Origin of the sequence: Mesorhizobium sp. BR115XR7A (assembly GCF_020165315.1) — a bacterium.
GTDB lineage: Bacteria > Pseudomonadota > Alphaproteobacteria > Rhizobiales > Rhizobiaceae > Mesorhizobium > Mesorhizobium australicum.
The window spans coordinates 1-26434 of sequence record NZ_JAIUHW010000001.1 but is presented as its reverse complement, the minus strand read 5'-3'; the positions used below and the strand labels follow the sequence as shown (position 1 = coordinate 26434).

Annotated in this window: 33 protein-coding genes; 24 read left to right on the top strand and 9 right to left on the bottom strand. The window is 62.7% G+C overall.

The genetic code is table 11. The annotated features are described in order from the left end of the window. Positions 1 to 16: 16 nt before the first annotated feature. The gene (locus LB557_RS00165; RefSeq protein ID WP_140664523.1) at positions 17 to 628 is read right to left on the bottom strand and encodes a pyridoxamine 5'-phosphate oxidase family protein; all 612 of its coding nucleotides are present in this window, start codon (positions 626 to 628) and stop codon (positions 17 to 19) included. A 65-nt stretch (positions 629 to 693) separates the two neighbouring features. Then, positions 694 to 1047, bottom strand: a complete 354-nt coding sequence (locus LB557_RS00160) for a gamma-butyrobetaine hydroxylase-like domain-containing protein (RefSeq protein WP_140619676.1) — start codon at positions 1045 to 1047, stop codon at positions 694 to 696. A 193-nt stretch (positions 1048 to 1240) separates the two neighbouring features. Here LB557_RS00160 and moaA point away from each other — a divergent pair, with 193 nt between their 5' ends. From moaA to LB557_RS00100, 12 genes are all read left to right on the top strand, one after another. Further along, positions 1241 to 2236 (top strand): GTP 3',8-cyclase MoaA, encoded by a 996-nt coding sequence (gene moaA, locus LB557_RS00155; RefSeq protein WP_140664526.1) that lies wholly within the window; start codon positions 1241 to 1243, stop codon positions 2234 to 2236. Between the two features lie 55 nt (positions 2237 to 2291). Further along, positions 2292 to 2765: a hypothetical protein gene (locus LB557_RS00150; RefSeq protein ID WP_224643821.1), complete on the top strand. Its 474-nt coding sequence runs from the start codon at positions 2292 to 2294 to the stop codon at positions 2763 to 2765. A gap of 136 nt (positions 2766 to 2901) precedes the next feature. After that, the gene (locus LB557_RS00145) at positions 2902 to 3261 is read left to right on the top strand and encodes a hypothetical protein (protein WP_224643822.1); all 360 of its coding nucleotides are present in this window, start codon (positions 2902 to 2904) and stop codon (positions 3259 to 3261) included. A 177-nt stretch (positions 3262 to 3438) separates the two neighbouring features. Then, on the top strand, positions 3439 to 4359 hold the full coding sequence (locus tag LB557_RS00140; protein ID WP_015317858.1) for a DMT family transporter: 921 nt from the start codon (positions 3439 to 3441) through the stop codon (positions 4357 to 4359). Between the two features lie 54 nt (positions 4360 to 4413). Beyond that, the gene (mobA, locus tag LB557_RS00135) at positions 4414 to 5040 is read left to right on the top strand and encodes a molybdenum cofactor guanylyltransferase MobA (RefSeq protein ID WP_224643823.1); all 627 of its coding nucleotides are present in this window, start codon (positions 4414 to 4416) and stop codon (positions 5038 to 5040) included. Then, positions 5037 to 5546, top strand: coding sequence for a molybdopterin-guanine dinucleotide biosynthesis protein B (gene mobB / locus LB557_RS00130; protein ID WP_224643824.1), 510 nt, complete (start codon positions 5037 to 5039; stop codon positions 5544 to 5546). Before mobA ends, mobB begins: the two co-directional genes overlap by 4 nt. Before the next feature lie 159 nt (positions 5547 to 5705). Continuing rightward, complete coding sequence (locus tag LB557_RS00125) at positions 5706 to 6491, top strand: ABC transporter substrate-binding protein (RefSeq protein WP_015317855.1); 786 nt, start codon at positions 5706 to 5708, stop codon at positions 6489 to 6491. Positions 6492 to 6565: 74 nt separating this feature from the next. Next, entirely contained in the window at positions 6566 to 7282 is a 717-nt protein-coding gene (locus tag LB557_RS00120; RefSeq protein WP_224643825.1) for an ABC transporter permease, read from the top strand. Continuing rightward, on the top strand, positions 7279 to 8103 hold the full coding sequence (locus LB557_RS00115; RefSeq protein ID WP_224643826.1) for an ABC transporter permease: 825 nt from the start codon (positions 7279 to 7281) through the stop codon (positions 8101 to 8103). The genes LB557_RS00120 and LB557_RS00115 overlap by 4 nt, the downstream gene beginning before the upstream one ends. Positions 8104 to 8216: 113 nt before the next feature. Beyond that, on the top strand, positions 8217 to 9086 hold the full coding sequence (locus LB557_RS00110) for an NAD(P)-dependent oxidoreductase (protein ID WP_015317852.1): 870 nt from the start codon (positions 8217 to 8219) through the stop codon (positions 9084 to 9086). Positions 9087 to 9091: 5 nt separating this feature from the next. Further along, positions 9092 to 9796: a DNA alkylation repair protein gene (locus tag LB557_RS00105; protein WP_224643827.1), complete on the top strand. Its 705-nt coding sequence runs from the start codon at positions 9092 to 9094 to the stop codon at positions 9794 to 9796. 102 nt (positions 9797 to 9898) lie between these two features. Continuing rightward, a complete protein-coding gene (locus tag LB557_RS00100) occupies positions 9899 to 10462 on the top strand; it encodes a DUF3299 domain-containing protein (protein WP_140664540.1) in 564 nt (187 codons plus the stop codon). Between the two features lie 9 nt (positions 10463 to 10471). Here LB557_RS00100 and LB557_RS00095 read toward each other — a convergent pair whose 3' ends face one another. The 4 genes from LB557_RS00095 to LB557_RS00080 form a co-directional block, all read right to left on the bottom strand. Continuing rightward, positions 10472 to 10963 carry an Lrp/AsnC family transcriptional regulator gene (locus tag LB557_RS00095; protein WP_006205209.1) on the bottom strand — a complete coding sequence of 164 codons (492 nt, stop codon included), beginning with the start codon at positions 10961 to 10963 and terminating at the stop codon, positions 10472 to 10474. 108 nt (positions 10964 to 11071) lie between these two features. Continuing rightward, complete coding sequence (locus LB557_RS00090; protein ID WP_224643828.1) at positions 11072 to 11746, bottom strand: uracil-DNA glycosylase family protein; 675 nt, start codon at positions 11744 to 11746, stop codon at positions 11072 to 11074. After that, positions 11686 to 12297, bottom strand: a complete 612-nt coding sequence (locus tag LB557_RS00085) for a glutathione S-transferase (protein ID WP_140824456.1) — start codon at positions 12295 to 12297, stop codon at positions 11686 to 11688. The genes LB557_RS00090 and LB557_RS00085 overlap by 61 nt, the downstream gene beginning before the upstream one ends. A 33-nt stretch (positions 12298 to 12330) precedes the next feature. Beyond that, entirely contained in the window at positions 12331 to 12954 is a 624-nt protein-coding gene (locus LB557_RS00080; RefSeq protein ID WP_140619697.1) for a thermonuclease family protein, read from the bottom strand. A gap of 76 nt (positions 12955 to 13030) precedes the next feature. Here LB557_RS00080 and LB557_RS00075 point away from each other — a divergent pair, with 76 nt between their 5' ends. Further along, complete coding sequence (locus LB557_RS00075) at positions 13031 to 14551, top strand: sensor histidine kinase (RefSeq protein ID WP_140619699.1); 1521 nt, start codon at positions 13031 to 13033, stop codon at positions 14549 to 14551. Between the two features lie 28 nt (positions 14552 to 14579). Here the strand turns inward: LB557_RS00075 and LB557_RS00070 are convergent, their stop codons facing one another. Next, the gene (locus tag LB557_RS00070; protein WP_224643829.1) at positions 14580 to 15578 is read right to left on the bottom strand and encodes a nicotinate-nucleotide--dimethylbenzimidazole phosphoribosyltransferase; all 999 of its coding nucleotides are present in this window, start codon (positions 15576 to 15578) and stop codon (positions 14580 to 14582) included. A 198-nt stretch (positions 15579 to 15776) separates the two neighbouring features. Between LB557_RS00070 and LB557_RS00065 the strand changes: the two genes are divergently transcribed. Then, positions 15777 to 16007, top strand: coding sequence for a DUF1289 domain-containing protein (locus LB557_RS00065; protein ID WP_041163452.1), 231 nt, complete (start codon positions 15777 to 15779; stop codon positions 16005 to 16007). Between the two features lie 10 nt (positions 16008 to 16017). Continuing rightward, complete coding sequence (locus tag LB557_RS00060) at positions 16018 to 16722, top strand: TIGR02281 family clan AA aspartic protease (protein WP_224643830.1); 705 nt, start codon at positions 16018 to 16020, stop codon at positions 16720 to 16722. A 2-nt stretch (positions 16723 to 16724) separates the two neighbouring features. Here LB557_RS00060 and dusA read toward each other — a convergent pair whose 3' ends face one another. Continuing rightward, complete coding sequence (dusA, locus tag LB557_RS00055) at positions 16725 to 17723, bottom strand: tRNA dihydrouridine(20/20a) synthase DusA (protein ID WP_224643831.1); 999 nt, start codon at positions 17721 to 17723, stop codon at positions 16725 to 16727. 46 nt (positions 17724 to 17769) lie between these two features. Then, positions 17770 to 17907: a hypothetical protein gene (locus tag LB557_RS00050; protein WP_157163660.1), complete on the bottom strand. Its 138-nt coding sequence runs from the start codon at positions 17905 to 17907 to the stop codon at positions 17770 to 17772. A gap of 275 nt (positions 17908 to 18182) precedes the next feature. Here LB557_RS00050 and LB557_RS00045 point away from each other — a divergent pair, with 275 nt between their 5' ends. From LB557_RS00045 to LB557_RS00005, 9 genes are all read left to right on the top strand, one after another. Further along, on the top strand, positions 18183 to 18917 hold the full coding sequence (locus tag LB557_RS00045) for a heme-binding protein (RefSeq protein WP_224712988.1): 735 nt from the start codon (positions 18183 to 18185) through the stop codon (positions 18915 to 18917). Beyond that, positions 18914 to 20791, top strand: a complete 1878-nt coding sequence (locus LB557_RS00040; RefSeq protein ID WP_224643832.1) for a methanol/ethanol family PQQ-dependent dehydrogenase — start codon at positions 18914 to 18916, stop codon at positions 20789 to 20791. Before LB557_RS00045 ends, LB557_RS00040 begins: the two co-directional genes overlap by 4 nt. Then, complete coding sequence (locus tag LB557_RS00035; RefSeq protein WP_015317838.1) at positions 20772 to 21641, top strand: substrate-binding domain-containing protein; 870 nt, start codon at positions 20772 to 20774, stop codon at positions 21639 to 21641. Before LB557_RS00040 ends, LB557_RS00035 begins: the two co-directional genes overlap by 20 nt. Beyond that, the gene (locus LB557_RS00030) at positions 21638 to 22171 is read left to right on the top strand and encodes a c-type cytochrome (RefSeq protein ID WP_140720414.1); all 534 of its coding nucleotides are present in this window, start codon (positions 21638 to 21640) and stop codon (positions 22169 to 22171) included. Before LB557_RS00035 ends, LB557_RS00030 begins: the two co-directional genes overlap by 4 nt. Further along, positions 22168 to 23181, top strand: coding sequence for a cytochrome c oxidase subunit II (gene coxB, locus LB557_RS00025; protein WP_015317836.1), 1014 nt, complete (start codon positions 22168 to 22170; stop codon positions 23179 to 23181). The genes LB557_RS00030 and coxB overlap by 4 nt, the downstream gene beginning before the upstream one ends. Beyond that, a complete protein-coding gene (ctaD, locus tag LB557_RS00020) occupies positions 23178 to 25154 on the top strand; it encodes a cytochrome c oxidase subunit I (protein ID WP_140619713.1) in 1977 nt (658 codons plus the stop codon). The genes coxB and ctaD overlap by 4 nt, the downstream gene beginning before the upstream one ends. Beyond that, complete coding sequence (locus tag LB557_RS00015) at positions 25151 to 25756, top strand: heme-copper oxidase subunit III (protein ID WP_140619715.1); 606 nt, start codon at positions 25151 to 25153, stop codon at positions 25754 to 25756. Before ctaD ends, LB557_RS00015 begins: the two co-directional genes overlap by 4 nt. Continuing rightward, complete coding sequence (locus LB557_RS00010) at positions 25756 to 26097, top strand: hypothetical protein (protein WP_140720409.1); 342 nt, start codon at positions 25756 to 25758, stop codon at positions 26095 to 26097. Before LB557_RS00015 ends, LB557_RS00010 begins: the two co-directional genes overlap by 1 nt. Further along, a partial coding sequence (locus LB557_RS00005; protein WP_224643833.1) for a cytochrome c oxidase assembly protein occupies positions 26094 to 26434 on the top strand: 341 nt, incomplete at its 3' end. The genes LB557_RS00010 and LB557_RS00005, both read left to right, overlap by 4 nt.

Here is a 26434-nt window from a genome sequence, read left to right as displayed (position 1 = left end):
TCGCCCTTTCAGGCGATCACCACATCGATTTCTTCGCCCGCTCCGGCCACTCCCTGTCGTAGGTTTCGCCGTCGATATTCTTGCGGCTGGTGATCTCTAAAATCTTTCCGGGTGTCGGCAGCGACTTCGGGTCGACATGCTTGGCAGGGTTCCACAGTTCCGACCGCACGATGGCGCGAGCGCACTGGAAATAGACCGAATCGACATCGATCACGGTGACCGAACGCGCAGGCTTGCCGTCGACCATGAACGACGCGCACAGCGCTGGGTCCGTGGTGATATGGGCTCGGCCGTTGATGCGCAGCGTCGTGCCGGAGCCCGGCACCAGGAACAAAAGGCCGACGCGCGGATCCCTGATGATGTTCTTCAGCGAATCGGCACGGTTGTTGCCGCGCCGGTCCGGCATCATCAGCGTTTTCACATCGACGATGCGCACGAAGCCCGCGAGATCGCCGCGGGGCGAACAATCCAGCCCCTCCGGGCCATTGGTGGCTAGCGCGACAAAGGGCGAGGCTTCGATAAAGGCGGCGTATTCGGGAATGACATGGTCGAGTTCCTTGACCACCGAGGCCTCGCCCGGCAATCCGTAAAGGGCTTCGAGTTGTTCGACTGTGGTGATGACCGACATTTTTTTCCGTCTCCCGTTCCGCCGCCCTACTCCCGATCGGTGACGTTTTGACGACGCAATGGCGGCTAACGATCGCGGCTCAGGCCCTTCTCGGCGAGTTCCGCGAGATAGGCATTCCAGCGCGCATCCTTCTCATGGCCGAGCGTGTGCAGGTAATTCCAGGTGAAGATGCCGGTGTCATGGAAGTCGTCGAAGGTGATTCGCACCGCATAGTTGCCGACCGGCTCGATCTTCAGGATGGCCACATCGCGTTTGCCGGGAACCGTCACCCGCTGTTCGGGCGAATGGCCCTGCACTTCCGCCGACGGTGAGGCGACGCGCAGCAGCTCGGCCGGCAACTCGAACGGCTGGTGGCCGGGAAAGGTCACGGTGAGCAGCTTGCGGTCCTTGGAGACCCTCAGTTCTTTCGGAGCCGTCATGATCGATCCTGCCTGAATTTGCCCTTCCCTACGCTGCTTCGCGCCAAGCGAAAAGGTATGGGATCGTGCCGACACGCAATGTCGGTCGCGGAATGTTACCAAAGATCGAGGTCGGCTATCTTGAATGGCGGGCTGGATCGTATCACATAGCTGTATATAACGGCGCCGTTAACGGCCACGGAAACGCTCGAACATGAACATGATCGACCCCTTCGGTCGCACGATCAGCTATCTTAGAGTGTCGGTCACCGACCGCTGCGATTTCCGCTGCACCTATTGCATGGCCGAGGATATGGCCTTCCTGCCCAAGAAAGACCTGCTGTCGCTGGAAGAACTCGACCGGCTCTGCACCGTGTTCATTGAAAAGGGTGTCAAACGGTTGCGCCTCACCGGCGGTGAGCCGCTGGTGCGCAAGAACATCATGCATCTGGTGCGCCAGCTTTCCCGGCACCTTGACAGCGGCGCACTGGAAGAACTGACGCTGACCACCAACGGTTCGCAGCTTTCGCGCTTCGCCGCCGAGCTCGCCGATTGCGGCGTCAAGCGCATCAATGTTTCGCTCGACACGCTTGATGCCGACAAGTTCCACGCCATCACCCGCTGGGGTCATCTCGGCAAGGTCATGGCCGGCATCGACGCTGCCCAGGCGGCTGGCTTGAAAGTCAAGCTCAACGCGGTGGCGCTGAAGGATTTCAACGACGCCGAACTGCCCGAAATGATGCGCTGGGCGCATGGTCGCGGCATGGACCTTACCGTCATCGAAACCATGCCGATGGGCGAGATCGACGCCGATCGCACCGACCAGTACTTGCCGCTGTCGCTGCTGCGCGCATCACTCGAGCGCCAGTTCACGCTGACCGACATTCCGTTCAAGACCGGTGGCCCGGCCCGCTATGTCCAAGTCGCCGAGACCGGCGGAAAACTCGGCTTCATCACGCCGATGACGCATAATTTCTGCGAAAGCTGCAACCGGGTCAGGCTGACTTGCACGGGCACGCTCTATATGTGCCTTGGCCAGGAAGACGCGGCCGACCTGCGCGCTCCGTTGCGCGCGTCCGAAGGCAATGAACTGGTTGCCGACGCTATAGACGAAGCCATCGGCCGCAAGCCGAAGGGCCATGACTTCATCATCGACCGCCGTACCAGCCGTCCGTCGGTGTCTCGGCATATGAGTGTCACGGGCGGCTGACCTTGTCTCCTGTCCGTGCGAGAATGCCGTGCAATCATCGGCTTCGGGGCAAGGCATGCGACGGCTCTACTCAATCATCATATCTCTTGCCGCGGTCTCGGCGAATACCGCGTTTGCCGCGCAATCGACCTACGTGAACGAGCGCTTCGGCACCGTTTGCACCTTCCCCGACGATATCTTCACCGATCGCCAGCCCGAGCCTGAGAATGGCGACGGTCAGGTATGGCTGAGCGCGGACGGCGCCAGCCTGACATGCTCCGGCATCCTCAACATCGACCATGAGACGCCGAAAGACTTTGTCGTCGGCGAAAAGACGAGCAATGAGCCTGGCTACAAGGTCGCCTACGGCAAAGCCGGCAAGGATTGGGCGGTGCTGTCGGGCGTGAAGGACGGAAAGATTTTTTACGAGCGGCGGCTGTTTGGCGGGGATGGCGTCATCCGCACGATCTGGATCGACTATCCGCCGGCGCTGAAATCGAAATATGACCCGCTGGTCGGCGCCATCGCTGGCAGCCTCAAGGGGCCATGAACCGTTCGAGCCAAGAGTATTTTAGCCACACCGCAAACAAATCTCTGTCGGCAAATGTCGGTCTGATTTACTGGTCATGGTTTCCCGCCTACCCTCCGTTCCGTAGCGATTCATCGCATTTTCGGGGGATTACATCATGCGCAAACTTCTTCTCGCTTTCGCCTTGCTCGGCTTGGCTGCCCTGCCGGCGGCTGCCCAGTCGATCGGCGGCACTTACACCGTTGCCGGCACCAATTTCGACGGTTCGTCCTATGGCGGCGAAGCCACCATCACGCTGACCAGCGGCACCACCTGCACGATCCACTGGGAGACCGGCGGTTCTTCTTCCGATGGCATCTGCATGCGCAACGACAACGCATTCTCCGCTGGCTACGAAATGGGCAAGGATATCGGCCTCGTCGTCTACAAGGTCGAGGATGACGGGTCGCTGCATGGTCTGTGGACCATCGCCGGCAAGGAGGGGAACGGCACCGAGGTGCTGACACCCAAGAAGTAGACAATCCCTCGTCCGCACCGTGTCGGGAGGCGTTGCCGCCTTCCGACAGAATTCATACCTCGTCCGGGTGGTTTCATGCCGGCGAAGATGGATATCGGGTCCTGGCCCAGCCCTTTGCCGTTGCTGTCTCGTGGCGGGCTGTTACAGCCTTGCTTGCCAAAGCAACCGGTAGATGTCTTGCCCCTTTCCCCAAATCTTCGCGGCGCGTTGTTCATGGTGGTAGCGATGGTTGGCTTCACGCTCAACGACGCCATCACCAAATACTCTTCGGAGTCGATGAATATGGCGCAGGTCATGTTGATCAGAGGGGCGTTCGCCTCGCTGTTTGTCGGTCTGCTGGCTTGGCAACGTGGCGCACTTTTTCAGCCGCGCCTGATGCTGCAGCCGCTGGTGGCGGTCCGTGTCCTGGGCGAGGCGGGCGCTACGGTGTCCTTCCTGGTCGCGCTCGCCCATTTGCCGATCGGCAGCGTTTCGGCCGTTCTGCAAGCGCTGCCGCTGGCGGTGACGATGGGCGCGGCGCTGTTTTTCGGTGAAGCGGTCGGCTGGCGGCGCTGGCTGGCGATCGCCATCGGGTTTGCCGGGGTCATCATCATCGTGCGGCCGGGTTTCGAGGGCTTCAGCATTTACTCGCTGGTGGCGCTGGCATCCGTCGCCTGCTGCACGGTGCGGGACCTTGCCACCAAGCGCATCCCCCAGGCCATCCCGACGATGCTGGTCTCGACCGCCACCGCGCTGGCCATGACCGTAGTCGGTGCGTTTTTGTTGACGCCGATGGGTGGCTGGACACCGATGACCGGCAAAAGCACGGCGCTGCTGGCGCTGGCCGCGGTGCTGGTGCTCATCGGCTACCAATTCATCATCATGGCGATGCGATCGGGTGAGATCTCCTTCATCGCCCCGTTCCGCTACACGGCGCTCCTCTGGTCGATACTGCTTGGCTTGATTATTTTCGGTGACATACCGGACGTGCCGATGATTGCCGGCGCGGCAATAGTTGTTGGCTCGGGTCTCTATACGCTTTATCGCGAGCGGATGGTCGGCCGGCGAAAGATCGTCGCCGAAAGCACCGGCCCGGCCATGGCGCCGGAAGGACTCTAGCACCCCCTTGAAGCCGCTTGCGATTTCCCGCGGCTGGCGTACAGGCTGGATAGCATGAAGCGGGATATCGCGGGGATCATCCTGGCAGGTGGCCAGTCGAGGCGGATGGGCGGTGGCGACAAGGCGTTGCTGCCGCTGGGCGGCGGCTGCGTGCTCGACCAGGTGCTGTCGCGATTTGGCCCGCAGCTCGAGACCCTGGCGCTCAGCGCCAATGGCGATCCGGCGCGGTTCGCCCGGTTCGGGCTGCCGGTGCTTGCCGATACCATCGAAGGCTTTGCCGGGCCGCTTGCCGGAATCCTGACCGGCCTGGAATGGGCCGCCGCCGGCACGCCTTGCAGGGCGATCGTCACAGCGGCCGGCGACACGCCTTTCCTGCCGCCGGATCTCGTTGATCGTCTTGCGGCGGCGGCGCATCAACACCCCGGTTCGATCGCCGTCGCCTCTTCGGCGGGCCGGCGGCATCCGACCTTCGCGCTGTGGCCAACCGGATGCCGCGAAGCCTTGCGGCATTTCCTGGTCGATGAGGACAACAGGCGCGTTTCGGCCTTTATCGAACAACACGGCCATGTCGACGTGGAATTCCCTGTCCCGCAATCCGTCGGAATCGATCCTTTCTTCAACATCAATGTGCCGGACGATCTTGCCCAGGCTGAACAGCTGTTGCAGAGCATGTCGCCATGAACAGACGCATCTTCGGCATCACCGGCTGGAAAAACTCCGGCAAGACCACACTGACGGAAAGGCTGGTCGCGGAGCTTGTGCGGCGCGGCTGGAAAGTCTCGACGGTCAAACATGCTCATCATCATTTCGACATCGACAAGCCCGGCGCGGACAGCTTCCGCCACCGGCAGGCGGGTGCTACCGAGGTTGCGATCGTATCGGGCAATCGCTGGGCGCTGATGCACGAATTGCGTGGCGAGCAAGAGCCGCCGCTGGACGCCATCCTGTCGCGGCTCGCCCCCTGCGACATCGTGCTGGTCGAAGGCTACAAGCGCGAATCCCACCGCAAGATCGAAACGAGGCGGCTGGAAGCGAAGGACCGGACGCCGCTTGCGGTGGGTGATCCCAATATTGTCGCCGTCGCCGCGGATTTCGCCATCGCCGACCGGAGCCTGCCGGTGTTCGACCTCGACGACGCAAAATCCATAGCCGACTTCATCGAGCGTACGACCGGCCTCGTTGCTTGAGAAGTAACGTAACGGTAGAAGCCCATTACCGATTTCGGCGGTTTTGCGGTTGCTTTTTTCTTGGAAAGAGTGGGAGTATCGGCCTAGCGGGCGGTCAAAAAGCACCGCCCCACAGAGCCGTTTCGGAACGACGGCCGGGACCATAAAGAGAGGACTATCATGCGTATTGCACTGCGTATCGCGCTCGCCGCATCGGCTGCGCTGCTGACGCTCGGCGTAGCCCAGGCCCAGGAGAAGACCCTGCGGATCGGCACCGAAGGCGCCTACCCCCCCTTCAACAACCTCACCGCCGATGGCCAGCTTGTCGGCTTCGACATCGATATCGCCAAGGCACTTTGCGATGAGATGAAGGTCAAGTGCACCTTCGTCGCCCAGGATTGGGACGGCATCATCCCCGCACTTCAGGCCGGCAAGTTCGACGCCATCGTGGCCTCGATGTCGATCACGCCGGAGAGGCAGCAGAAGGTCGACTTCTCGCACAAATACTACAACACCCCGTCGGCGATCGCCGTGCCGAAGGATTCGCCGCTCAAGGGAGTGACCAAGGAAGACCTCGCCGGAAAGAATATCGGCGTCGCCACCACCACCACCCATTTCAACTATGCCTCGAAGACCTACACGGACAGCACCATTAAGGGCTATCCGAGCAGCCCCGAGGAACAGGCTGACCTCGCCAATGGCCGTCTCGACGCCATCGAGGACGATATTGTCGTGCTGCAGCAGTTTCTGGATTCGCCTGAAGGCGCCTGCTGCAAGATTCTCGGCCAGCCCTCGCCGCAACCTGTCGAAATTTTCGGACCTGGCGCCGGCATCGCCGTTCGAAAGGGCGATACCGACCTGGTCAACAAGCTGAATTCCGCCATCGACGCCATCCGCGCCAACGGAAAATACAAGGAAATCAACGACAAGTACTTCAAGTTCGACGTCTACGGCGCCGAGTCCTGATCATCATCGCCAAGGCGGCGGGGTTTCCCTGCCGCCTTGTTCATCTCGGGAGCGCCGTGGGGTAAGGCCAGTCAATGCCAGTCCAAAGCATATGGACACTGCTCAGTTGGGGACCGGAGGGCTGGAGTGACGATATTGCCTATGGTGCGTTGGTCACCATCGCGCTCGCGCTTGCAACGCTGCCGATCGGCCTGACGATCGGCTTTTTCGTAGCCTGGGCCAAGCAGTCCGAAGAACCGTCGCTGCGGCTGGCCGCCAACATCTACACCACCATGTTTCGCGGCCTGCCGGAATTGGTGACGCTGTTCCTGTTCTTCTTCGGCATGCCCATCTTGCTGCAATACGTCATCCGCCTCTTCAAGCGGGAGGCAACGATCGATGTCGACAGCTTCATCGCCGGCATGATCGTGCTGTCGCTGATCTTTTCTTCCTACGCCAGCGAGGTATTCCTCTCCGCCTTTCGCGCCATTCCGAAGGGCCAGTATGAAGGCGGCTATGCAATCGGCCTGTCGAAATGGCTTACCATGCGCAAGGTGATCCTGCCGCAGCTGCTGCGCATCGCCTTTCCCGGCCTTGAGAATTGCTGGCTGAGCCTGCTCAAGGACACCGCCCTCGTCTCGGTCGTCAACCTCGCTGAAACCCTGCGCAATGCCGGCGTGGCGGCACGTGTCACCAAGCATTCCTTCCTGTTCTACAGCGTCGCCGCACTGGTTTTCCTCGTCCTGGCGATCCTGTCGTCGATCGCGACCGGGTTCATCTTGCGCTCGCTGGGGCGGAGGGAGGCACGATGAGCGTCACGGAAGCGATCTCGATCGACCGCCCGCCGCCGCGGGCACGCGGCTGGCCGCGCACCCGCATCGTCGGTTACGCACTCGTCGGCCTCTGGATCCTCTTCGGCCTCGGTATCCTCGCCTATCTCGTCTACGCCTGGAATGGCGAGTTCTTTGCCAGATATGCACCCGCCTATCTGCAGGGACTGTGGACCACGCTGTCGCTCGTGGCGATCTCGATGGTTGCCGGCGCGATCTTTTCGCTGCCCGTCACCTATGGCCGCATGTCGAAGAACCGGTTCTTGTCCGGCCTTGCCTATTGCTATGTCTATTTCTTCCGCGGCACACCGCTGCTCGTCCAAGTCTACCTCGTTTACTATGGCTTGGGCTCTTTCCGGCTGCAGCTCGAGTCCATCGGGCTGTGGTGGTTCTTCCGCGAGGCCTTCAACTGCGGGGTGTTCGCCTTTGCGCTCAACACCGCGGCCTACCAGGCCGAAATCCTTCGCGGCGCCATCGAGAGCGTGCCCAGGGGCCAATGGGAAGGTGCTGCCTCGCTCGGCCTGCACAAGCTGCAGACGCTGCGCAAGGTCATCCTGCCGCAGGCGTTCATCGTGGCCTTGCGGCCCTACGGCAATGAACTGGTTCTGATGATCAAGGCCTCGGCGATCGTCGCCATCATCACGGTCTACGACTTGATGGGCAATGCGAAACTTGCCTACGCCAAATCCTTCGATTTCCAGGCCTATGTCTGGGTCGCCATCGTCTATCTGGTGATGGTCGAAATCCTGCGCCATGGCGTCGAATGGATCGAGCGCAGGATTACGATCCACCTCAATCGCTGAGCCGCTCCGGATCGGCCTGTGCCAGTCGATGCCGCAGCGCGCGCCTTGACGAATTCGTCGCATGGCCTAGAGCTTCCGCAGCTGAAATCTCTGTTTCGCCGGAAGGACAAGGCATGGCATCGGTGGCATTTCTCGGTCTTGGCGTCATGGGCTATCCCATGGCCGGACACCTGAAGAACAAGGGTGGCCACGACGTGACCGTCTACAACCGCACCCAAGCCAAAGCTGAGCAGTGGGTCGCCCAACATGGCGGCGGCTTTGTCGCGACGCCGGCCCAGGCCGCCGAGGGCAAGGATTTCGTTTTTTCCTGCGTCGGCAACGATGACGACCTGCGTTCTGTGACCACGGGCCCCGCGGGCGCCTTCAAGGCGATGAAGAAAGGCTCGGTCTTCATCGACAACACCACGGCTTCGGCTGAAGTCGCGCGCGAACTGGCCGAAGCCGCGCAATCGGGCGGCTTCTCATTTCTCGACGCGCCCGTCTCCGGTGGCCAGGCCGGCGCCGAGAACGGCGTGCTGACCGTGATGGTCGGCGGCGATGAGGCCGCCTTCGACAGGGCCAGGCCAGTTATCGACGCTTTTGCCCGCATGGTTGGACTGATGGGATCGGCGGGCGCCGGACAGCTCACCAAGATGATCAACCAGATCTGTATCGCCGGGCTGGTGCAGGGGCTTTCGGAAGGCATTCATTTCGGCAAGAAGGCAGGTCTCGACATTGAGAAGGTCATCGAGGTGATTTCCAAGGGCGCGGCCGGTTCCTGGCAGATGGAAAACCGGCACAAGACCATGAATGCTGGCAAATATGACTTCGGTTTCGCCGTCGACTGGATGCGCAAGGATCTCGGCATCTGCCTTGAAGAGGCCGATCGCAATGGCGCCAGGCTGCCGGTGACCGCGCTGGTCGACCAGTTCTACAAGGACGTGCAGGCGATGGGCGGCAAGCGCTGGGACACGTCCTCGCTGCTGGCGCGGCTGGAGAAGTAGGCGCAGTGTCCCTGCCCGTTCCAGGCTGGACCGCGCAGGACATCGTCGCTCATCTGCATTCGATCGGAACCGAGGAAGTCCGCGCCGGCATGGGGCGGTTCGGTATCAACACCGCGACCGCGCTCGGTGTCGCCAATGCGGATTTGCGGCCTTTGGCGCGCAAGCTGAAGCGCGACCACAAGCGATCCCTGGCGCTGTGGGACAGCGGCGTTCGCGAAGCACGGCTGATGGCGGCCTTCACCGGCGAGCCGAAAAGGATTACCATTGAAGAATGCCGCCGCTGGGCCGGCGATTTCGATTCTTGGGAGATCGTCGACACCGTCTCGGATCTGTTCGTGGATACGCTGTTCTGGCGCCAGCTGGTCGAGGAGTTTGCCGCCGACGAGCGCGAATTCGTTCGCCGCACGGCCTTCGCGATGCTGGCATGGGCGTCAGTGCATTTGAAAAAGGAGCCGGACGCGACGTTTCTGTCCTACCTGCCGCTAGTCGAGGCTCATTCCCGCGACGAGCGCAATTTCGTCAGGAAAGCGGTCAACTGGGCGCTGCGGCAAATCGGCAAACGGTCGGTGGGTTTGCATGGCCCTGCCCTTGCCCTGGCGCAGGAACTTGCCAACTCCGCGAACAGGACGGCGCGCTGGATCGGCAAGGATGCGGTGAAAGAACTCTCGCATGCCAAAACCCACGAACGCCTCGCCACCAGAAAGACCTGACAAGGCGAGGATTGCCGCGGCCGGTTCTCGCCGACATGTGACGCGGCTCGAGCATTGACGCCACCGACAGCGGCGTCTTTACTCGCCGCAAAGGATGCGACCATGAACCATTTCAAAGCGATCCTGGCGCTTGCGGCCGCGCTTGCACTCTCCACTGCGGGCGCTTCGGCCGAGACCACGCACATCTTCTGGAAGGATCTGCGCCCGGCGACGCAGGCCATCGCCGAAGACGCCGGCTTGCCGATGATCGCGGCGAAACTGCCGGATCATGGCGAGACGCTCTCAGTCGCCCTGCACGACAAGACCATACAATTAGCCGGCTATGCATTGCCGGTGGATCGCGACGGAGATCTCGTCTATCAGTTCCTGCTGGTGCCATGGACGGGTGCGTGCAGCCACATGCCGACGCCTCCGCCCAACCAGATCGTGCTGGTCACACCAGCCCATCCCTACAAAATGTCCGAGGCCTACCAGTCGGTTGCCGTCACCGGCGTCCTGAAGCCGGATATGGAGAAGAGCCAGCTGTTCATTCTCGACGGCGTCAGCGTCATCCAGTCCGGCTATAGCGTGCGCAAGGCAGATGTCGTGGCCGTCGACACGGTTCCGGACTCCGTTGTGTTGCCGGTGAACTCGCCCTGGAGCTTCCTCAACAAGAAGAAGAATTGAACGGCGGGCTCAGGCTGCGTTCGCGCCCGACTCCTTGTCCAGCACCATATAGTCGAGCGGGATTTCGGTCGTGTACTTGATCTGCTCCATGGCGAAGGACGACGACACGTCCCGGATCTCGATCTTGGCGATTAGCCGTTTGTAGAAGGCGTCGTAGGCGGCAATGTCGGGCACCACGACGCGCAAGAGGTAATCGACGTCGCCACTCATGCGATAGAATTCGACCACCTCGGGAAATTCCTGGATGACCTCGGAAAACCGGCGCAGCCATTCATGACTATGCGAATTGGTGCGGATCGACACGAAGACGGTGACCCGCACATTGACCTTCTCGTGGTCGAGAATGGCGACGCGCCGCTTGATGACGCCCTCCTCCTCCAGCTTCTGGATGCGCCGCCAGCACGGCGTGGTCGACAGGCCGACTTTCTTGGCGACATCGGCGACCGCGAGCGTCGCGTCCTCCTGCAGCAGGCGGAGAATTTTTCGGTCGAGGCGATCCATCGGAGGCTCCTGGTGGAATAGTTTCGCTATATTCCCTTTTGTTTGGGCCATTCACAAGAAAAAAATTCTGCCGCTTGTGACGAAAGCGAGTGTTTTCTTGCTCAATGCCTAACCGAGGCGATAGCGGATTTCCGAGCGCAGGAAAGGCAGCAAATCCATTTCAAACCACGGATTCTGCTTCAACCAGCCTGTGTTGCGCCAGGATGGATGTGGCAGCGGCAGCACTTTGGGGCCGACGGAATTCTCCCAGATGGCGCGCCAGTCCATCACCGTTTCCGTCAGCGAGGCGCGCCGCGCCGCGCCCATATGCCAGGTCTGCGCGTAGATGCCGATCGTCAGCACCAGGTCGATCCGCGGCATCAGCGCCATCAAGGGCGCGCGCCAGGCCGGGGCGCATTCGCGCCTCGGCGGCAGGTCGCCGCCCTTGGCGTCCTGTCCGGGAAAGCAGAAGCCCATCGGCACGATGGCGAATTTCTCGATGTCGTAGAATTCGTCGCTGGTCACACCAAGCCAAGTCCGCAAACGGTCGCCCGAAGCATCGGTGAAGGGCATGCCCGACAGATGCACCTTGGTTCCCGGTGCTTGGCTGGCGATCAGGATGCGGGCGCTGGAAGAGGGTCGCAGCACCGGACGCGGCTCATGCGCCAGCGGCTTGCCGATGGGATCGTCCGCGCAGATGCGGCAAGCGCGGACCGTCGTGGCGAAGCTGTCCAGTTCCACGCTCAAGCAGCGGCACTCGGCCGGCTGGAGATTGCCTGATGCCAACGCGACACATTGGTGCATTCCTCCGGCACCTTGATGCGTGCCGGCTTCATGAAGTCGATCGCGATCAGCCCTGTGATGTCGGCAATGGAATAGCTGTCGCCGGCGACGAATTCACGGCTGCCGAGTTCAGCATCGAGCAGCATGAGAAACTCCACCGCCTTCGGCTTGTTGGCCTCACCCCATTCAGGGATCTGCGGAATTTCCCATTCCTTCATGGCGGGATGGATATGGCGGAAAGCCTGCGTGACGCTGCTGAGCAGGTTGAACTCCATCCGCCTCTGCCACATCTCGACCTTTGCCTTGCCAAGCGCGTCGTTTCCGAACAATGCCGGCTCGGGATGGAGTTCCTCGAAATAGCGGCAGATGGCGACGGATTCGGTGAGGATGGTGCCGTCATCGAGTTCCAGCACCGGCAGGCGCCGCAGCGGGTTGCGCGAGCTTACCGGCTGCTGTTTGTGCTCCAGCGCGCCCATGTCGACGGGCACCAACGGAACCGCGATCCCCTTCTCGGCGAGAAAAATCCGAACCCGCCGAGGGTTGGGTGCCCGGCCGCCGTCGAACAGCTTCATTTCGATCCTCCTTTTCCTTCCGCCAGACACGCTTCACCAGAAGCGAAAGATCTCGCGCGCCGCGTCGCCGATCGACGCCAGTGTGCCATGTTTTCGCTCGACGACCTCGCCGTGGTGACTATCGCGCCAGTCCTGCGGCAGGTCGAACGTGCCCGCCCAGATGCCAACCCTGGCCGCGCGGGCCGTTGCTTCATCGCCTTCGAAAGCGCCGTAGGCAACGGCCCAGCCGGCCTCGACCTGGGCGCGGTTTAGGTCGGTGCCGCCGGCCTTGCAGTCGCCGAGCAACCGGCCATAGCGGTCGCGCTGCCAGCCGCTGCAGGTGACCGGCCTGCCGGCGATCAGCCGTACCAGCGACTGGCGCGCCAGCGTGCCACAGGCATAATCGGCGCCGTTCTTGTGGCAAGTCTGGGTGTATTCCGGGGCGTCGATGCCGCGCATGCGGATGCGCTCGGCGCCGAGCGTGATCGAATCGCCGTCATTGATGATGGCTGTACCTTGCGTCTTGCGTGTCTCCACTCGATCGAGACGCGCCGCAAGCAGGATCAGCAGCCCCAGAATGATGACGGTCAGCCCGTAATCCAGCAGCTTTCGCCACGGACTTCTCGGGCGCGCTGCCGCGTACCTCGGGCGCGACCTTGGCGACCACGAACGGCTCATATGGCAAACGGTTGGTTAATCATTCGCACGTAGCTTAACACCTTGAAATCGCTGCGCGCATAAATTGAAGCTTTTGATGCCCTTGCAACGCTCGAACACGGCGGACAAGTTCATTGTGGACCGCAGGAAACGGCATCGCAACAGCGATGTCGCGCGCGCGGTTCGCAAGACGCGCGACCGTCTTTCGCAGCAGGCCGGCAATCTCGATTTCGACCGCGAGCTGCTGAAGCTCCATGCCCAGGCGATGACCAGCGGTGCCGTCGTCATCCCGATGCTCGTCCTGGCGATCGCCGCGGCCGGTCGTCTGGCCGGTGTCGGCAATGAGATCGGGCTCTGGGCGTTGTTTACGCTGACCTCTTATACGATCGTCGTTTTCATGGCGCGGCGCATCGAGCGCACGGAAGCTTCCGAACTTAACGCCTTGCAAACGCGAAGGGAATTCCTGGTCGGCCACTTCCTTTGTGGTCTGGGCTGGGCCTGGTTCGTCTGGCTGGGCTGCGGGGCCTGCGAGGTCGACCAGTTCCAGGCGGTCAAGGCGGTGGTGCTGCTGTTTGCCATGGCAGGGACGGCGCTCATGGCCTCGTCCCTGGGCGGAGCACTGCTGGCGACCTTCGCGGTTCCAGTGGCGCTCTACGCCTATGCCGCGACCAAGTCCTGGATGCCGGTCGGGGCCACCATGGCTGCGCTGCTTGTCCTGTCGCTGCCTTTCTTCGCCTATATTGCCAGTCACCTCAATCGTTTTTCCCTGCTGCTGTTGTCGTTCCGCTCCGAAAAGGACGCGCTGATCGCCGAAGTGGAGACGGCGAAGTCGATGTCGGACGAGGCGCGGCGGCGGGCTGAGGACGCCAACCTGGCAAAATCGCGTTTCCTCGCTTCGATGAGCCACGAATTGCGCACGCCGCTCAACGCCATTCTCGGCTTTTCCGAGGTGATGGCGAACGAAGTCCTCGGGCCGATGAGCAATCCCACCTATCGTGACTACGCCCACGACGTGCATGACTCAGGCCAGCATCTGCTCGACCTGATCAACGAGATCCTCGACCTATCGCGCATCGAGGCCGGCCGCTACCAGCTCAACGAGGAGCCGGTCATGTTGCTCAACATCGTCGAGGATTGCTGCCACATGATGGAGTTGAAGGCGCGCAACAAGGACATCCGCGTCATCCAGGATTTCGAACAGACATTGCCGCGGCTGTTCGCCGACGAGCGCGCCGTGCGCCAGATCACGCTCAACCTTCTGTCCAATGCCATCAAGTTCACCGCCACCGGCGGCGAAATCCGCGTCCGGGTCGGCTGGACGGCGGGCGGCGGACAATACATTTCGATCAAGGACAACGGTCCGGGCATTCCCGAAGACGAGATTCCGGTCGTGCTTTCAGCCTTCGGCCAGGGTTCGATCGCCATCAAGAGCGCCGAGCAAGGCACCGGGCTTGGCCTGCCGATCGTCCAAGGGCTGCTCGCCATGCATGGCGGCGAGTTCGAGCTTCATTCCAAGCTGCGCGAAGGCACCGAGGCGATCGCTATTTTCCCGCTGAGCCGGGTGATGGAAGAACTGCCGGCGCTGCCGACCGCGGCGGTGGCCGCGCGACGGCGGTAAGGACCCCGTAAACGCTGGTGCCGCGTGGTCAACCCCGCACAGCCGCCGCCATGCCCGAACTGGTCAGTGCCGCCGCCTTGACCAGCCCAGCCGCCAGAGCGGCTCCCGCCCCTTCGCCGTGGCCGATCCCCAGATCGAGCAGCGGAGGCAGCCCGAGGTGCTCGGCCGCCCTTGCATGCGCGGGCTCCGGCGACAGGCTGGCGAGAAGACAATGATCAAGGGCTGCGGGGTTCGCTGCATGCAGCACCGCCGCGGCTGCCGTTGCCGCGAAGCCATCGAGCAGTACCGGTATCCGCTGCATCCGCGCGGCAAGGATTGCGCCGGCTATCGCCGCGAACTCGCGGCCGCCCACCCGGCGCAGCGCCTCAAGCGGATCTTCTAGATGGCGGCCATGAAAAGCCAGCGCCGCATCGACCACCTCTGCCTTGCGAGCCCGCATCGCCGCGTCGGCGCCGGATCCCGGGCCAACCGAGTCGGCACCCCTGCCCCCCAAAAGCGCGGCGAGCAGGGCGGCGGCGACGGTGGAATTGCCGACGCCGAGATCGCCGAGGCAAAGCAGGTCGGTGCCGCCGGCAATCGCCTCCATGCCGAAGGCCATGGTGGCGGCGCAACCGCGCTCATCGAGCGCGGCGTCCTCGGTGATGTCGCCGGTCGGGATGTGCAGGGCAAGATCGAACACCTTCAGACCGAGGTCGTTGGCAATGCAGATCTGGTTGATCGCCGCACCGCCGGCCGCGCAAAGCTCGACCGCGTTAGCGGTCGCCGCCACGGGCCTCGGCGAAATGCCTTGCCTGGCAACGCCATGGTTGCCGGCAAAGACAGCCATCAGGGGCCTAGTCACGGCAGGCGGAGCGCGACCGCTCCAGGCTGCGAGCCAGGCGGCGATGTCCTCGACGCGGCCAAGCGAATTCTCAGGCTTATCGGCCTTGGCAAACAGTGTGCGCACGCGCGCTTCAGCTTTGAGGTCGGCCAATGGCAGATTGCCGAGCAGGTCGCGGAAATCATCGAAAGGCAGTGCACTGGTCATGTCGCGAACAATCGTTCCTGGAGCAGAGGAGCGGAATAGCTGTCTTGCGTGACCGGCACAACCTCCTCGATCGTCCTTCCTGATTTGCCGCAAAGGCGGCCACGGAAGGCGCGATCGGGAGGGCTTGCATTGGCTTTGCCGTTGCACCATGTGGAGGTGGAAGAGCGGATTCCGGACCGGGTCCACCGAGAGAAAGTCATGACGGCCATCGAATCTCCCTGCATCCTGGTCTGTTCGATCGATATGAAAACCGGCTTCTGCTTCGGTTGCGGCCGCACGCGCGAGGAGATCGGCGCCTGGATAGGGATGACGCCCGAGACGCGCCGCAGCGTGATGGCCGAACTGCCAGCCCGGCTCGAAACCGTCGAGCGCCGGCCGCGCCGTGAAACGCGCCGCACCCGCATGGCACGCGAACGCGACGCACTCTAGCGAGGGACGAGTGAGCAGCCGGCTGTTCTGGGTTGTGATGGCGGTGATCGGTGTAGGGGCAGCCCTGCTCATGCTCAACGATTCCGCCGGCAGCACGTTCGGCGTCGAGAATTACGATTTTGGCCGGCTGATCTGGCTTGGGGCTTTCGGCGCCCTTATCAGCGCCGGCTTGCTGCGGTCCGCTCCGCTGGGTGTAATGGCCCGCAATCTCGGCGCCTGGGCGGCTATCGTGCTCGCGCTGATCGCCGGCTATCAATATCGCTACGAGCTGCAGGACGTCGCCAGCCGGGTGACCGCCGGCCTCGTTCCCGGCAGCCCGCTGGCGCTCGGTGTCGAAGACGGCCACGCCACCGTGACCTTGGACAAGGCCGACAATGGCCATTTCGAAGCGCGCATCCTGGTCAACGGCAACCCGGTTCGCGCCGTTGTCGACACCGGCGCCACCAGCACGGTGCTGAGTTCGGAGGACGCCCAGGCCGCAGGCTTCAATCCCGCGGCGCTCAACTACACGATACCGGTTTCGACCGCCAATGGCATGGCGCGCGCCGCGGCGGTCAAAACCGACGAACTGGCGATCGGCGGCATCGTGCGCAAGGATATGCCGGTGATGATCGCCGCTCCCGGCATGCTGAGCCAAAGCCTGCTTGGCATGAACTTCATCGGTTCGCTGTCGGGCTTCGACGTGCGTGGCGACCGGATGATCCTCAGGGACTGAGCTCAGGCCGCTTCGGCGGCCGCTCCACCGAGTTCGACAGCCGCGAAAGCAGTCTTCAGCATATCCGCCCCGGCCCCGGGTCGGGTCGCGTCGGTGGACAGGATCTGACGGTAGCGGCGCGCGCCGGGCAGCCCGTGAAACAGCCCGACCATATGGCGGGTGACATGGCCGAGCCGGCCGCCTTGTTCGATATGGTGCGCCGCATAGTCCGCCATCGCATCGATCAGTGCCGCGAAATCGAACGCTTCCGACCGCGCACCGTAGAAGGCGGCGTCAACACCGGCCAGAATGCCTGGTGTGTGGTACGCGGCGCGGCCGAGCATGGCTCCGTCGACATGATCGAGATGCAGCCGCGCCTCGTCAAGAGACTGAATGCCGCCATTGATGCCAATGAATTTGTTTTGTTTTCCAGCCTTCAACCGATAAACCCTGTTATAGTCGAGCGGCGGGATGTCGCGATTTTCCTTGGGGCTCAGCCCTTCCAGCCACGCCTTGCGAGCATGCACCCACAAGGCATCGGCGCCGGCATCGAAAACCCCATTCGCCAGCGCATCGAGCGCCGGCTCCGGATCCTGTTCGTCGACGCCGATGCGGCACTTGACCGTGACTGGCACCGTCACCGCCGCCTTCATCGCCGCGACGCAGGTTGCGACGAGGTCGGGCACTTTCATCAAGCAGGCGCCGAACGTGCCCGACTGGACGCGGTCGGACGGGCAGCCGACATTGAGATTGATCTCGTCATAACCGAAGGCTTCGCCAACGCGCGCCGCTTCAGCAAGTTTTGCCGGATCGGAGCCGCCAAGTTGCAGGGCGACGGGATGTTCCACCTCATCGAAGCCAAGCAGCCGCTCGCGCGCGCCGTGGATGACCGCGTCGGCCACAACCATTTCGGTATAAAGCAGCGCATATGTCGTCAGCTGGCGATGGAAGAACCGGCAATGCCGGTCCGTCCAGTCCATCATGGGTGCGATAGCCAGTCTATATTGTTGATTTTTCAGCATTTTCTTTAACATTCAAAACGCTAGACCCTGCCGAGTGCACACGAATTTACGCCAAGTCGATCATGGTGAGACGCTGACAAAGTCCCGTATAGCGCGCCTGAAGCCCTTCGGCGAATTCATCGACCTTCATATCGACGACATGTGCGATGTAGGCAAGTCCCTCTCCGATCTGTGTCGTAAGCACATGAGTTGTCCGGATTAGGTAGCAGATGAGTTGTCCGGGTTTATCGCCCGCCAAAAGAGGCTTGGGATGACACGGACAGCATGGCTGAGCACCAGCCTCCAAATCCAACTGCACGAATTTTTCCAAAGCAGGAACATAGAAGCATTGTGCGAGTTAGGCACGGACGCCTGCTCGCGTTCCACGATCTGCCAGGGTTCTCTTTGATGTTCGAACGAATGCCCAAGACAATGTATCGCTGTCAGCTTTTCGTATCTGCCTTTGGTTTGTTGTTGCTGATGGGCGACCTGCTCCACGATGACAGGGCCATGGCGCAGCAGGCTTGTCCGGCCGATCACGATAGGCTGCTTACAGTCCTCAAAGCCAATGTGAAGGCAAGCGGCGGACCAGCGAATGGCGGCTTTGAAACCAACGAATGGGGCGCGATCGTTGCCCGCGATGGCACTGTCTGCGCGATTGCGTTCAGCGGCCCCGCAGTCGATTCGCAATGGCCGGGCAGTCGGCTCATCGCAGCGGAGAAAGCCAACACCGCCAACGGTCTCAGCCTGGCTCAAATGGCCCTGTCGACGGCCAATCTCTACGCCGGCGTGCAACCGGGTGGGCCGCTGTTCGGGCTGCAGGCGACCAACCCCGTCAACCAAACCGCGGCTTATGCGGGCGATCCCAAAACCTTCGGCAGCGCCAACGATCCGTTGGTCGGCAAGCCTATCGGCGGCGTCGTCGTGTTTGGCGGGGGCTTGGCCCTTTACGACGGCAAAACGATCGTCGGCGCGCTTGGCGTCAGTGGCGATTCCTCTTGCGCCGACCACAATGTCGCCTGGCGCGTTCGCGCGGCTCTCGGCCTCGACAAGGTCCCGGCAGGCGTCAATCCCAACCGCAAGGATGCCATCATCTATGATCTCGATCCCGGCGGAAAAAGCGCCTCCGGCTGGGGTCACCCGCTATGCTCGGGCACCGAGGCCGACATCGCAGCGGAAATCGGTTCAGGCGTCGGAGGCGCGACACCGAAATGAAGCAAGCAGCGCGGTGTGCAACACCCTGCGTTGACGCGGTACGCACGAACCGCCCGGCGGCAGCTAGAAAACGTCTCCAGAGCTTCCTTGCGGGGTTGCTGCTGGCTTGCACTCCTCTGCTGACGGGCGCTTCCGAAGCTCCGCCACCGTCAGCGATCTCGCCGCCGGCTTCCGCCGCACCGCGCGACGATGGGCAATGGACGATGCCGGCCAAGAACTACGCGTCGACCCGCTACAGTGAGCTCACGGAAATCAACGAAGGCAATGTCAAGAACCTGCAGGTGGCCTTCACCTTCTCCACCGGAGTCAACAAAGGCCAGGAAGCGGCGCCGCTGGTCGTCGGCGGCACCATGTACATCGTGACCCCCTTCCCCAACATGGTCTACGCGCTCGACCTCACCAAGCCAGGCGCGCCGATGAAATGGAAGTTCGAACCCAATCCCGAACCCGCGGCGCAAGGGGTTGCCTGTTGCGACGTCGTGAATCGCGGCGCGGCTTTCGCGGACGGGCGCATCTTCTTCAACACACTGGACGGTCACACCATCGCACTCGATGCGAACACCGGTCAGCCGATCTGGAACTCCCATATCGGCAACATCAACATAGGCGAGACCATCACCATGGCGCCGTTGGTGGTGAAAGGCAAAGTGCTGGTCGGCAATTCAGGCGGCGAGATGGGCGTCCGCGGCTGGGTCAAGGCGCTTGACGCCGGCGACGGTCATGTCGTCTGGACGGCCTACGGCACGGGACCGGACAAGGACGTGCTGATCGGCCCCGATTTCAAGCCGCATTACGACATGGACAAGGGCAAGGACCTTGGCGTCACGACATGGCCGCCGGAAGCCTGGAAAATCGGCGGCGGCAACATGTGGGGCTGGATTTCCTACGACCCGGATCTCAACCTGATCTTCCACGGCACCGGCAACCCCGGACCGTGGAACCCGGATCTGCGGCCCGGCGACAACAAATGGACGTCAGGGATTTTCGCCCGCGACCCTGATACCGGAGCGGCGAAATGGTTCTACCAGTGGAGCCCGCATGACCTTCATGACTATGACGGGATCAACGAGCAGGTCCTGCTCGACATGAACTGGCAGGGCAAGCCGCGCATGGTGCTGGTCCGGCCCGAGCGCAACGGCTATCTCTACATTCTCGACCGGACCACCGGCGAAGTGCTGTCCGCGAAGCCCTACGGCCCCGTCAATTCCAGCAAGGGTGTCGACCTCGACAGCGGCCGTCTGATCGAGAACCCGGACAAGAAGACCGGTACCGGCAAGGTCGTCCGCGACATCTGCCCGACCGCATCGGGGCTCAAGGACTGGCAGCCTTCCGCCTTTTCGCCGAAGACCGGGCTGCTCTACATCCCGCATAACAATCTGTGCATGGACGAAGAAGGCGTCGAGGTGAACTACATCGCCGGCACGCCCTATGTCGGCATGAACGTGCGCATGATCCCCGGGCCTGGTGGGAACCGGGGCGCCTTCACCGCTTGGGACATCGCCGCGGAGAAGCCCGCCTGGAGCCTCAAGGAGAACTTCCCGGTGTGGAGCGGCGCGGTCGTGACCGCCGGCGATGTCGTCTTCTACGGAACCATGGAGGGTTGGTTCAAGGCGGTCAGCGCCAAGACCGGCGAGCTGCTTTGGCAATTCAAGACGTCGTCCGGCATCATCGGCCAGCCCATCACATATCGCGGCCCCGACGGACACCAATATGTGGCGATCCTGTCGGGTGTAGGCGGCTGGGCCGGCGCCATCGTGTCCGGCGATCTCGATCCGCGCGACGCCACCGCTGCCCTCGGTTTCGTCAACGCGATGAAGGATCTCAAGGACGCGACAACGGCGGGAGGCACGCTCTATGTGTTCCGGCTCCCCTGAGGCACTCGAGCGGCCCTCGCGCCAGGTGCGAAAGGCGCTCCAGCGGATGGCAACCGGCATGGCCGCCCTCGCCTTGCTGCTCTTGCCGGCGACAGCGAATGTGCGTGAACTGAGGGTCTGCGCCGACCCGAACAACATGCCCTTCTCCAACGCCGCCGGTCAGGGCTTCGAGAACAGGATCGCTGAGATCGTGGCCGCCGATCTCGGCGCCAAACTGACCTACACTTGGTGGGCACAGCGCCGGGGCTTCGTGCGCAATACGCTGAAGGCCGGCCTTTGCGATCTCGTGCCCGGCACACCGGCCAATCTCGAAATGCTGCGCACCACCACCCCCTATTATCGGTCGTCCTATGTTTTCGTCACCCGCCAGGACGGTCCGGATGTGGCATCCTTCAACGATCCGCGGCTGCGCGCCATGCGGATCGGCGTGCAACTCATCGGCGACGACGGGGCCAATTCGCCTCCCGTCCAGGCGCTCGGCCGCCGCGGCATCGTCGGGCATCTCGTCGGCTATCCCGTCTATGGCGACTACTCCGCACCCAACCCTCCGGCGCGCATCGTCGAAGCAGTGGCGACCGGAGACATCGATCTTGCCGTCGTCTGGGGCCCGCTCGCCGGCTACTTCGCCGCCAAGCAGAAAGTGCCTCTCCGCGTCACGCCCGTCACGCCTCGCATCGACGGGCCGCAATTGCCCATGATCTACGACATCTCGATGGGCGTTCGGCGCGAGGACGATGCGCTGCGTGGCGATGTGAACAGCGCGCTGGCCAGGCACAAGGCCGAGATCGACGCATTGCTGTCGCAATATGGCGTGCCGCGCCTCGATGGCCCGGGGAGCCCAGTGCGATGAAGCACGGTGCCGCCATGCTCTTGTTTACGGCCCTAGCGCTTACGGCATGCCAGCGCGAGGAGCGTGACACGCGCCCGCAATCCTCGCTCGGATCGGGTGAGCAGCCGGCGCCTGTGACCACATTGGAACCCGGTGGACAGCGGCCTTCGGCCAGCGACAACAAGGCAGCCAGCTTCGAGGCCAATGCCTTCCACCTCAGCGAGGGCAAGCGCCTGTTCAGCTGGTTCAACTGTTCGGGCTGTCATGCCAATGGCGGCGGCGGCATGGGGCCGGCCTTGATGGACCAGAAATGGCTTTACGGCAGTTCGATCGAAAGCATCCACGCCACCATCCGCGATGGGCGGCCAAAAGGCATGCCGAGCTTCCGCGACAAGATACCCGATGACCAGATTTGGGAGCTTGCCGCCTTCGTTCGCTCGCTGAGTGGCAACGCACCCTCGTCCGCCGCGCCGCAACGCAATGACGACATGATGCCGCATCCGTCGGAAAACCGCATGCCAGATGCAGCCACGCTGGGGAAATCACCGTGAAGCGCCTTGCGTCGACCGGGTTCGGCACGGCCTGCGTCTTGTTTCTGCAGGGATGCGCGGGATGGCAATCAGCGCTCGACCCGAAAGGGCCAGCTGCCAGTGAGCTGGCATGGCTCATCTGGTTTTTCACCGCGCTTTGCGCGGTGATCTGGGTCCTGGTGATGATCGCTCTTGCCACACCGTTGATGATGCGGTCGCGGGACGGCGCCGAGCCGCTCGTGCTCGACGCCGGCGCCGACCATCGAAAGTTGCGCGTTGTCGTGATCGCCGTCGGGCTGACCGCAGTGATCGTGGTCGGACTGACCTTGCTGAGCTTCTTCGCCAACAGGACACTTGCGGCGATCGGCTCCGACGCCGCGCTCACCATTCGCGTCACGGGCCACCAATGGTGGTGGGAAGTCCGCTACGAAGACGCCACGCCGAGCCGCATCCTGACCACGGCGAACGAGATTCACATCCCCGCCGGGGAGCCCGTACGGCTTCTGCTGACATCGACGGACGTGATCCATTCCTTCTGGGTGCCGAGCCTTTCCGGCAAGCTCGACCTCATCCCCGGCCATATCAATGTGCTCGACATCAAGGCCGACAAGCCTGGCGTATATCGCGGCCAGTGCGCCGAGTTCTGCGGTGCGCAGCATGCGAACATGGGTACCTTCATCATCGCTGAGCCGAAGGAAAAGTTCGACGCTTGGTGGAACGACCAGTTGCAGCCGTCTGGCCCTCCGGCGAGCGACGAGGCCAAGGCTGGCGAGGACCTGTTCCTCAAGCGTCCCTGCGTGATGTGCCACAGGATCGGGGGCACTCCAGCGGGAGGAACCGTCGCGCCGGATCTGACGCATATTGCCAGCCGGCGCACGCTCGCCGCCGGCACGTTGACGATGAGCCGAGGCAATATCGCTGCCTGGATAGCGGACCCCCAAGGCGTGAAGCCCGGTTCCCACATGCCTGTGGTGGAGCTCAACGGCGACGAACTCAACGCCATCGTCGCCTACCTTGAGGGTCTGAAATGAGCAGCGCGGATCTGATCAGCGAACGCGACCTGCCGCCGAAACGCGAGACCGCCACCAAGGGCGACCTGGCTCCCGAGCATGACGGACCGCGCGATACTGGCATGGACGATGCCAGCCTGCACCACTGGCTCACGCGGGCATGGCGCACGCCGCCCGGCATCATCGGAGCATTGTCGAGCGTCGACCACAAGGTCATCGCAAGGCGCTATCTGATCACGGCCTTCATCTTCCTGTGCCTTGGCGGGCTGAACGCGGTCGCCATGCGAATCCAACTCTCCGGGCCGCAGCGCGGGCTGATCGGGCCGGACCTCTACAACCAGCTGTTCACGATGCATGGCGTCACCATGATGTTCCTGTTCGCTGTGCCCATCGTTCAGGCAACGGGAATCTATCTGGTGCCGCTGATGGTCGGCACCCGTAACATCGCCTTCCCGCGGCTCAATGCATTCGGCTACTGGATCTACGTCTCGGGCGGCGCCTTTGCCTGGATCTCATTCCTCCTCAACATGGCGCCGGACGTCGGCTGGTTCGCCTATGTGCCCCTATCCGGACCGGAATTCTCTCCTGGCAAGCGCGCTGACGTCTGGGCGCAAATGATCACCTATACCGAAGTGTCGTCGCTTGCGGTCGCCGTCGCCACCATCGTCACCGTGTTCAAGCAACGCGCGCCCGGCATGTCGCTGGACAAGATACCGCTTTATGTGTGGGCACTGCTGGTCACTTCCTTCGTCGTCGTCTTCGCGATGCCAGCGGTCATGATCACCTCGACCTTCCTCATTCTCGACCGGCTTGTCGGAACCCACATTTTCAACCCCGCGGAGGGCGGCGACGCCCTGCTGTTTCAGCATCTGTTCTGGTTCTTCGGTCATCCCGAGGTCTACATCATCTTCCTGCCGGCGACGGGCATGGTCTCCTCCATCATTCCCGCTTTTGCCCGGCGACCGACGTTCGGCCATTTAGGGCTGGTCCTGTCGCTGATCGCGGTGGGTTTCCTGTCGTTCGGCCTCTGGGTGCATCATATGTTTGCAACAGGATTGCCGAAGCTCGGGGCGAGCTTCTTCACGGCGTCCAGCATGCTGATCGCCATCCCCAATGGCGTGCAGATCTTCTGCTGGCTGGCGACCTTGTGGGATGGCAGACCGGTGATCCGCACGCCGCTGCTGTTCGTCTTCGGCTTCTTCTTCATCTTCGTCATCGGCGGGCTAACCGGCGTCATGCTCGCCTCGGTGCCGCTCGACCTTCAGGTGCACGACACCTACTTCGTCGTCGCCCACTTCCACTATGTGCTGATCGGCGGATCGGTATTCCCGCTGCTGGGCGCGGCCTATTTCTGGTTCCCCAAGATCACCGGGCGCATGATGAGCGAACGTCTCGGACGCTGGCATTTCGGGCTGGCCTTCATCGGCTTCAACGCGGCCTTCTTCCCGATGCATCTCGTGGGCCTGTGGGGCATGCCGCGCAGGGTCTATACCTATCCGGCGGAGCTTGGCTGGGGCAACATCAACCTGTTCATCAGCGCCGGCGCGGTGCTGTTCTTCCTGAGTTTCGTGCTGTTCACCTTCAACCTGATACATGGCGCATTGAAAGGGGCTCCGGCCGGCGATAACCCCTGGGATGCCGGCACCCTGGAATGGGCCACGTCGTCCCCGCCTCCAAGTTACAATTTCTCGCGCATTCCGATCGTGACGAATGTCGAGCCGCTGTGGGCCGAACGAGAGGCGCTTCCCGTCGCAACTGGACTCCGCGTCGATGTCCGCGAGTTGCTCATCTCGACGGTGGCGGAGGCCTACCCCGACATCCGCGAGAAATCGGCGACGCCGTCGATCTGGCCGCTGCTGGCGGCGATCGCCGTGGGCGGCACGTTCCTCTACTCGATCTTCACGCCGTGGGCGATCGTCTGGGGCGCCATGCCGATCGCGCTCACGCTGCTCGGCTGGTTCTGGCCCAAGGGCGATCCGGAGGACGAGGAATGAACCAGCGGCCCGTCACCGACCTTTCCGCCCTCCCTACGTTTGGCCATGGTCCGCGCAGCCCAACCTGGTGGGGCACGCTCGGCTTCATGGCATTGGAAGGGACGGGCTTCGCGCTGGCGGCCGGCGCCTATCTCTATCTGGCGATGTCATGGCCCAACTGGCGTCTGAGCGCCCCGGAACCTAACCATTGGCCGGGAACGATCGTCACCCTGTTGCTGATCGCCAGCCTGGTGCCAAACCACATCCTCAATCGCTACGCCGAGCATTGCGCCATCGTACCGGTGCGGATCGGCATGGTCGTGATGTCGCTGTTCGGTGTCGCCCCGCTCGTGGTGCGCTGGTTCGAGTTCCCGGCATTGAATATCTTTTGGGACACAAACGCCTACGGCTCGATGCTTTGGGTGTTGCTTGGACTGCACACCACGCATCTGATCACCGACGTGGGCGACACGATCGTGCTGACGGTGCTGATGTTCACACGCCATGGGTATAGCGGCCGGCGCTTCGGCGATGTGGGCGACAACGTCTTCTACTGGGATTTCGTGGTGCTCACCTGGATCCCGATCTACCTGCTCATCTACTGGGTACCGAGGCTAGGCTGATGCGCGCGCTGCGGTTGGGAATGTCCTGGGGTGGTCTTTTGTCGGGGCCTTTGGCTTGGGCAATCTCGACGCAGCTGAACTACGCGCTTGTTCCGTGGCAGTGCAATCGCCAGGTTCCGGTCGTGCTTCCGATCGCATTGCTGCTGGCCTTCCTTTCACTTCTCGGCGGCATGCTTTCTTGGCGGGCACGGCGGCAAGGGGGCGCGGCTTTCAAGCCGGAGCGCACGCGCGGCACCGAGAAATTCGTCGCCGATCTCGGCATTCTTGCGGCTTTGCTTTTTGCCCTCGTCATCGTCATGCAGGGCAGCGCCGCACTCATTCTCGACGAGTGCCTGCGATGAGCTTCGAGGCCTTCTTCTCAACCTCGATCTGCTATGGCGCCGGCGCGCCCGAAGCGGGATGGACGCTTGCGTTTCCCATCACGCTCCCTTTGGCCGCAATCGCGCTCATCTATGCGCTCGGAGCGAGCCGGCTATGGCTCCGCAGCAGCCGGGGCCGCTCCGAGCGGACGCGGCAAGTTCTGTTGTTCACCGCCGGCTGGGGCGTGCTGACCGGAGCGCTGGTCAGCCCAATCCATGCGCTTGGCGAACGGGTGTTTGCCGCCCACATGATCGAGCATGAACTGCTGATGGCGGTAGCGGCGCCGCTCCTTGTCGCCGCCTGCCCCGGCGCAGCCCT

Bases quoted from the DNA above. Each gene is read 5' to 3' on its own strand.
- LB557_RS00165 (WP_140664523.1), bottom strand. From the start codon at position 628: ATGTCGGTCATCACCACAGTCGAACAACTCGAAGCCCTTTACGGATTG.
- LB557_RS00160 (WP_140619676.1), bottom strand. From the start codon at position 1,047: ATGACGGCTCCGAAAGAACTGAGGGTCTCCAAGGACCGCAAGCTGCTC.
- moaA (WP_140664526.1), top strand. From the start codon at position 1,241: ATGAACATGATCGACCCCTTCGGTCGCACGATCAGCTATCTTAGAGTG.
- LB557_RS00150 (WP_224643821.1), top strand. From the start codon at position 2,292: ATGCGACGGCTCTACTCAATCATCATATCTCTTGCCGCGGTCTCGGCG.
- LB557_RS00145 (WP_224643822.1), top strand. From the start codon at position 2,902: ATGCGCAAACTTCTTCTCGCTTTCGCCTTGCTCGGCTTGGCTGCCCTG.
- mobA (WP_224643823.1), top strand. From the start codon at position 4,414: ATGAAGCGGGATATCGCGGGGATCATCCTGGCAGGTGGCCAGTCGAGG.
- mobB (WP_224643824.1), top strand. From the start codon at position 5,037: ATGAACAGACGCATCTTCGGCATCACCGGCTGGAAAAACTCCGGCAAG.
- LB557_RS00125 (WP_015317855.1), top strand. From the start codon at position 5,706: ATGCGTATTGCACTGCGTATCGCGCTCGCCGCATCGGCTGCGCTGCTG.
- LB557_RS00120 (WP_224643825.1), top strand. From the start codon at position 6,566: ATGCCAGTCCAAAGCATATGGACACTGCTCAGTTGGGGACCGGAGGGC.
- LB557_RS00115 (WP_224643826.1), top strand. From the start codon at position 7,279: ATGAGCGTCACGGAAGCGATCTCGATCGACCGCCCGCCGCCGCGGGCA.
- LB557_RS00110 (WP_015317852.1), top strand. From the start codon at position 8,217: ATGGCATCGGTGGCATTTCTCGGTCTTGGCGTCATGGGCTATCCCATG.
- LB557_RS00100 (WP_140664540.1), top strand. From the start codon at position 9,899: ATGAACCATTTCAAAGCGATCCTGGCGCTTGCGGCCGCGCTTGCACTC.
- LB557_RS00095 (WP_006205209.1), bottom strand. From the start codon at position 10,963: ATGGATCGCCTCGACCGAAAAATTCTCCGCCTGCTGCAGGAGGACGCG.
- LB557_RS00090 (WP_224643828.1), bottom strand. From the start codon at position 11,746: ATGCACCAATGTGTCGCGTTGGCATCAGGCAATCTCCAGCCGGCCGAG.
- LB557_RS00085 (WP_140824456.1), bottom strand. From the start codon at position 12,297: ATGAAGCTGTTCGACGGCGGCCGGGCACCCAACCCTCGGCGGGTTCGG.
- LB557_RS00080 (WP_140619697.1), bottom strand. From the start codon at position 12,954: ATGAGCCGTTCGTGGTCGCCAAGGTCGCGCCCGAGGTACGCGGCAGCG.
- LB557_RS00075 (WP_140619699.1), top strand. From the start codon at position 13,031: ATGCCCTTGCAACGCTCGAACACGGCGGACAAGTTCATTGTGGACCGC.
- LB557_RS00070 (WP_224643829.1), bottom strand. From the start codon at position 15,578: ATGACCAGTGCACTGCCTTTCGATGATTTCCGCGACCTGCTCGGCAAT.
- LB557_RS00065 (WP_041163452.1), top strand. From the start codon at position 15,777: ATGACGGCCATCGAATCTCCCTGCATCCTGGTCTGTTCGATCGATATG.
- dusA (WP_224643831.1), bottom strand. From the start codon at position 17,723: ATGCTGAAAAATCAACAATATAGACTGGCTATCGCACCCATGATGGAC.
- LB557_RS00045 (WP_224712988.1), top strand. From the start codon at position 18,183: ATGGGCGACCTGCTCCACGATGACAGGGCCATGGCGCAGCAGGCTTGT.
- LB557_RS00040 (WP_224643832.1), top strand. From the start codon at position 18,914: ATGAAGCAAGCAGCGCGGTGTGCAACACCCTGCGTTGACGCGGTACGC.
- LB557_RS00035 (WP_015317838.1), top strand. From the start codon at position 20,772: ATGTGTTCCGGCTCCCCTGAGGCACTCGAGCGGCCCTCGCGCCAGGTG.
- LB557_RS00030 (WP_140720414.1), top strand. From the start codon at position 21,638: ATGAAGCACGGTGCCGCCATGCTCTTGTTTACGGCCCTAGCGCTTACG.
- ctaD (WP_140619713.1), top strand. From the start codon at position 23,178: ATGAGCAGCGCGGATCTGATCAGCGAACGCGACCTGCCGCCGAAACGC.
- LB557_RS00015 (WP_140619715.1), top strand. From the start codon at position 25,151: ATGAACCAGCGGCCCGTCACCGACCTTTCCGCCCTCCCTACGTTTGGC.
- LB557_RS00010 (WP_140720409.1), top strand. From the start codon at position 25,756: ATGCGCGCGCTGCGGTTGGGAATGTCCTGGGGTGGTCTTTTGTCGGGG.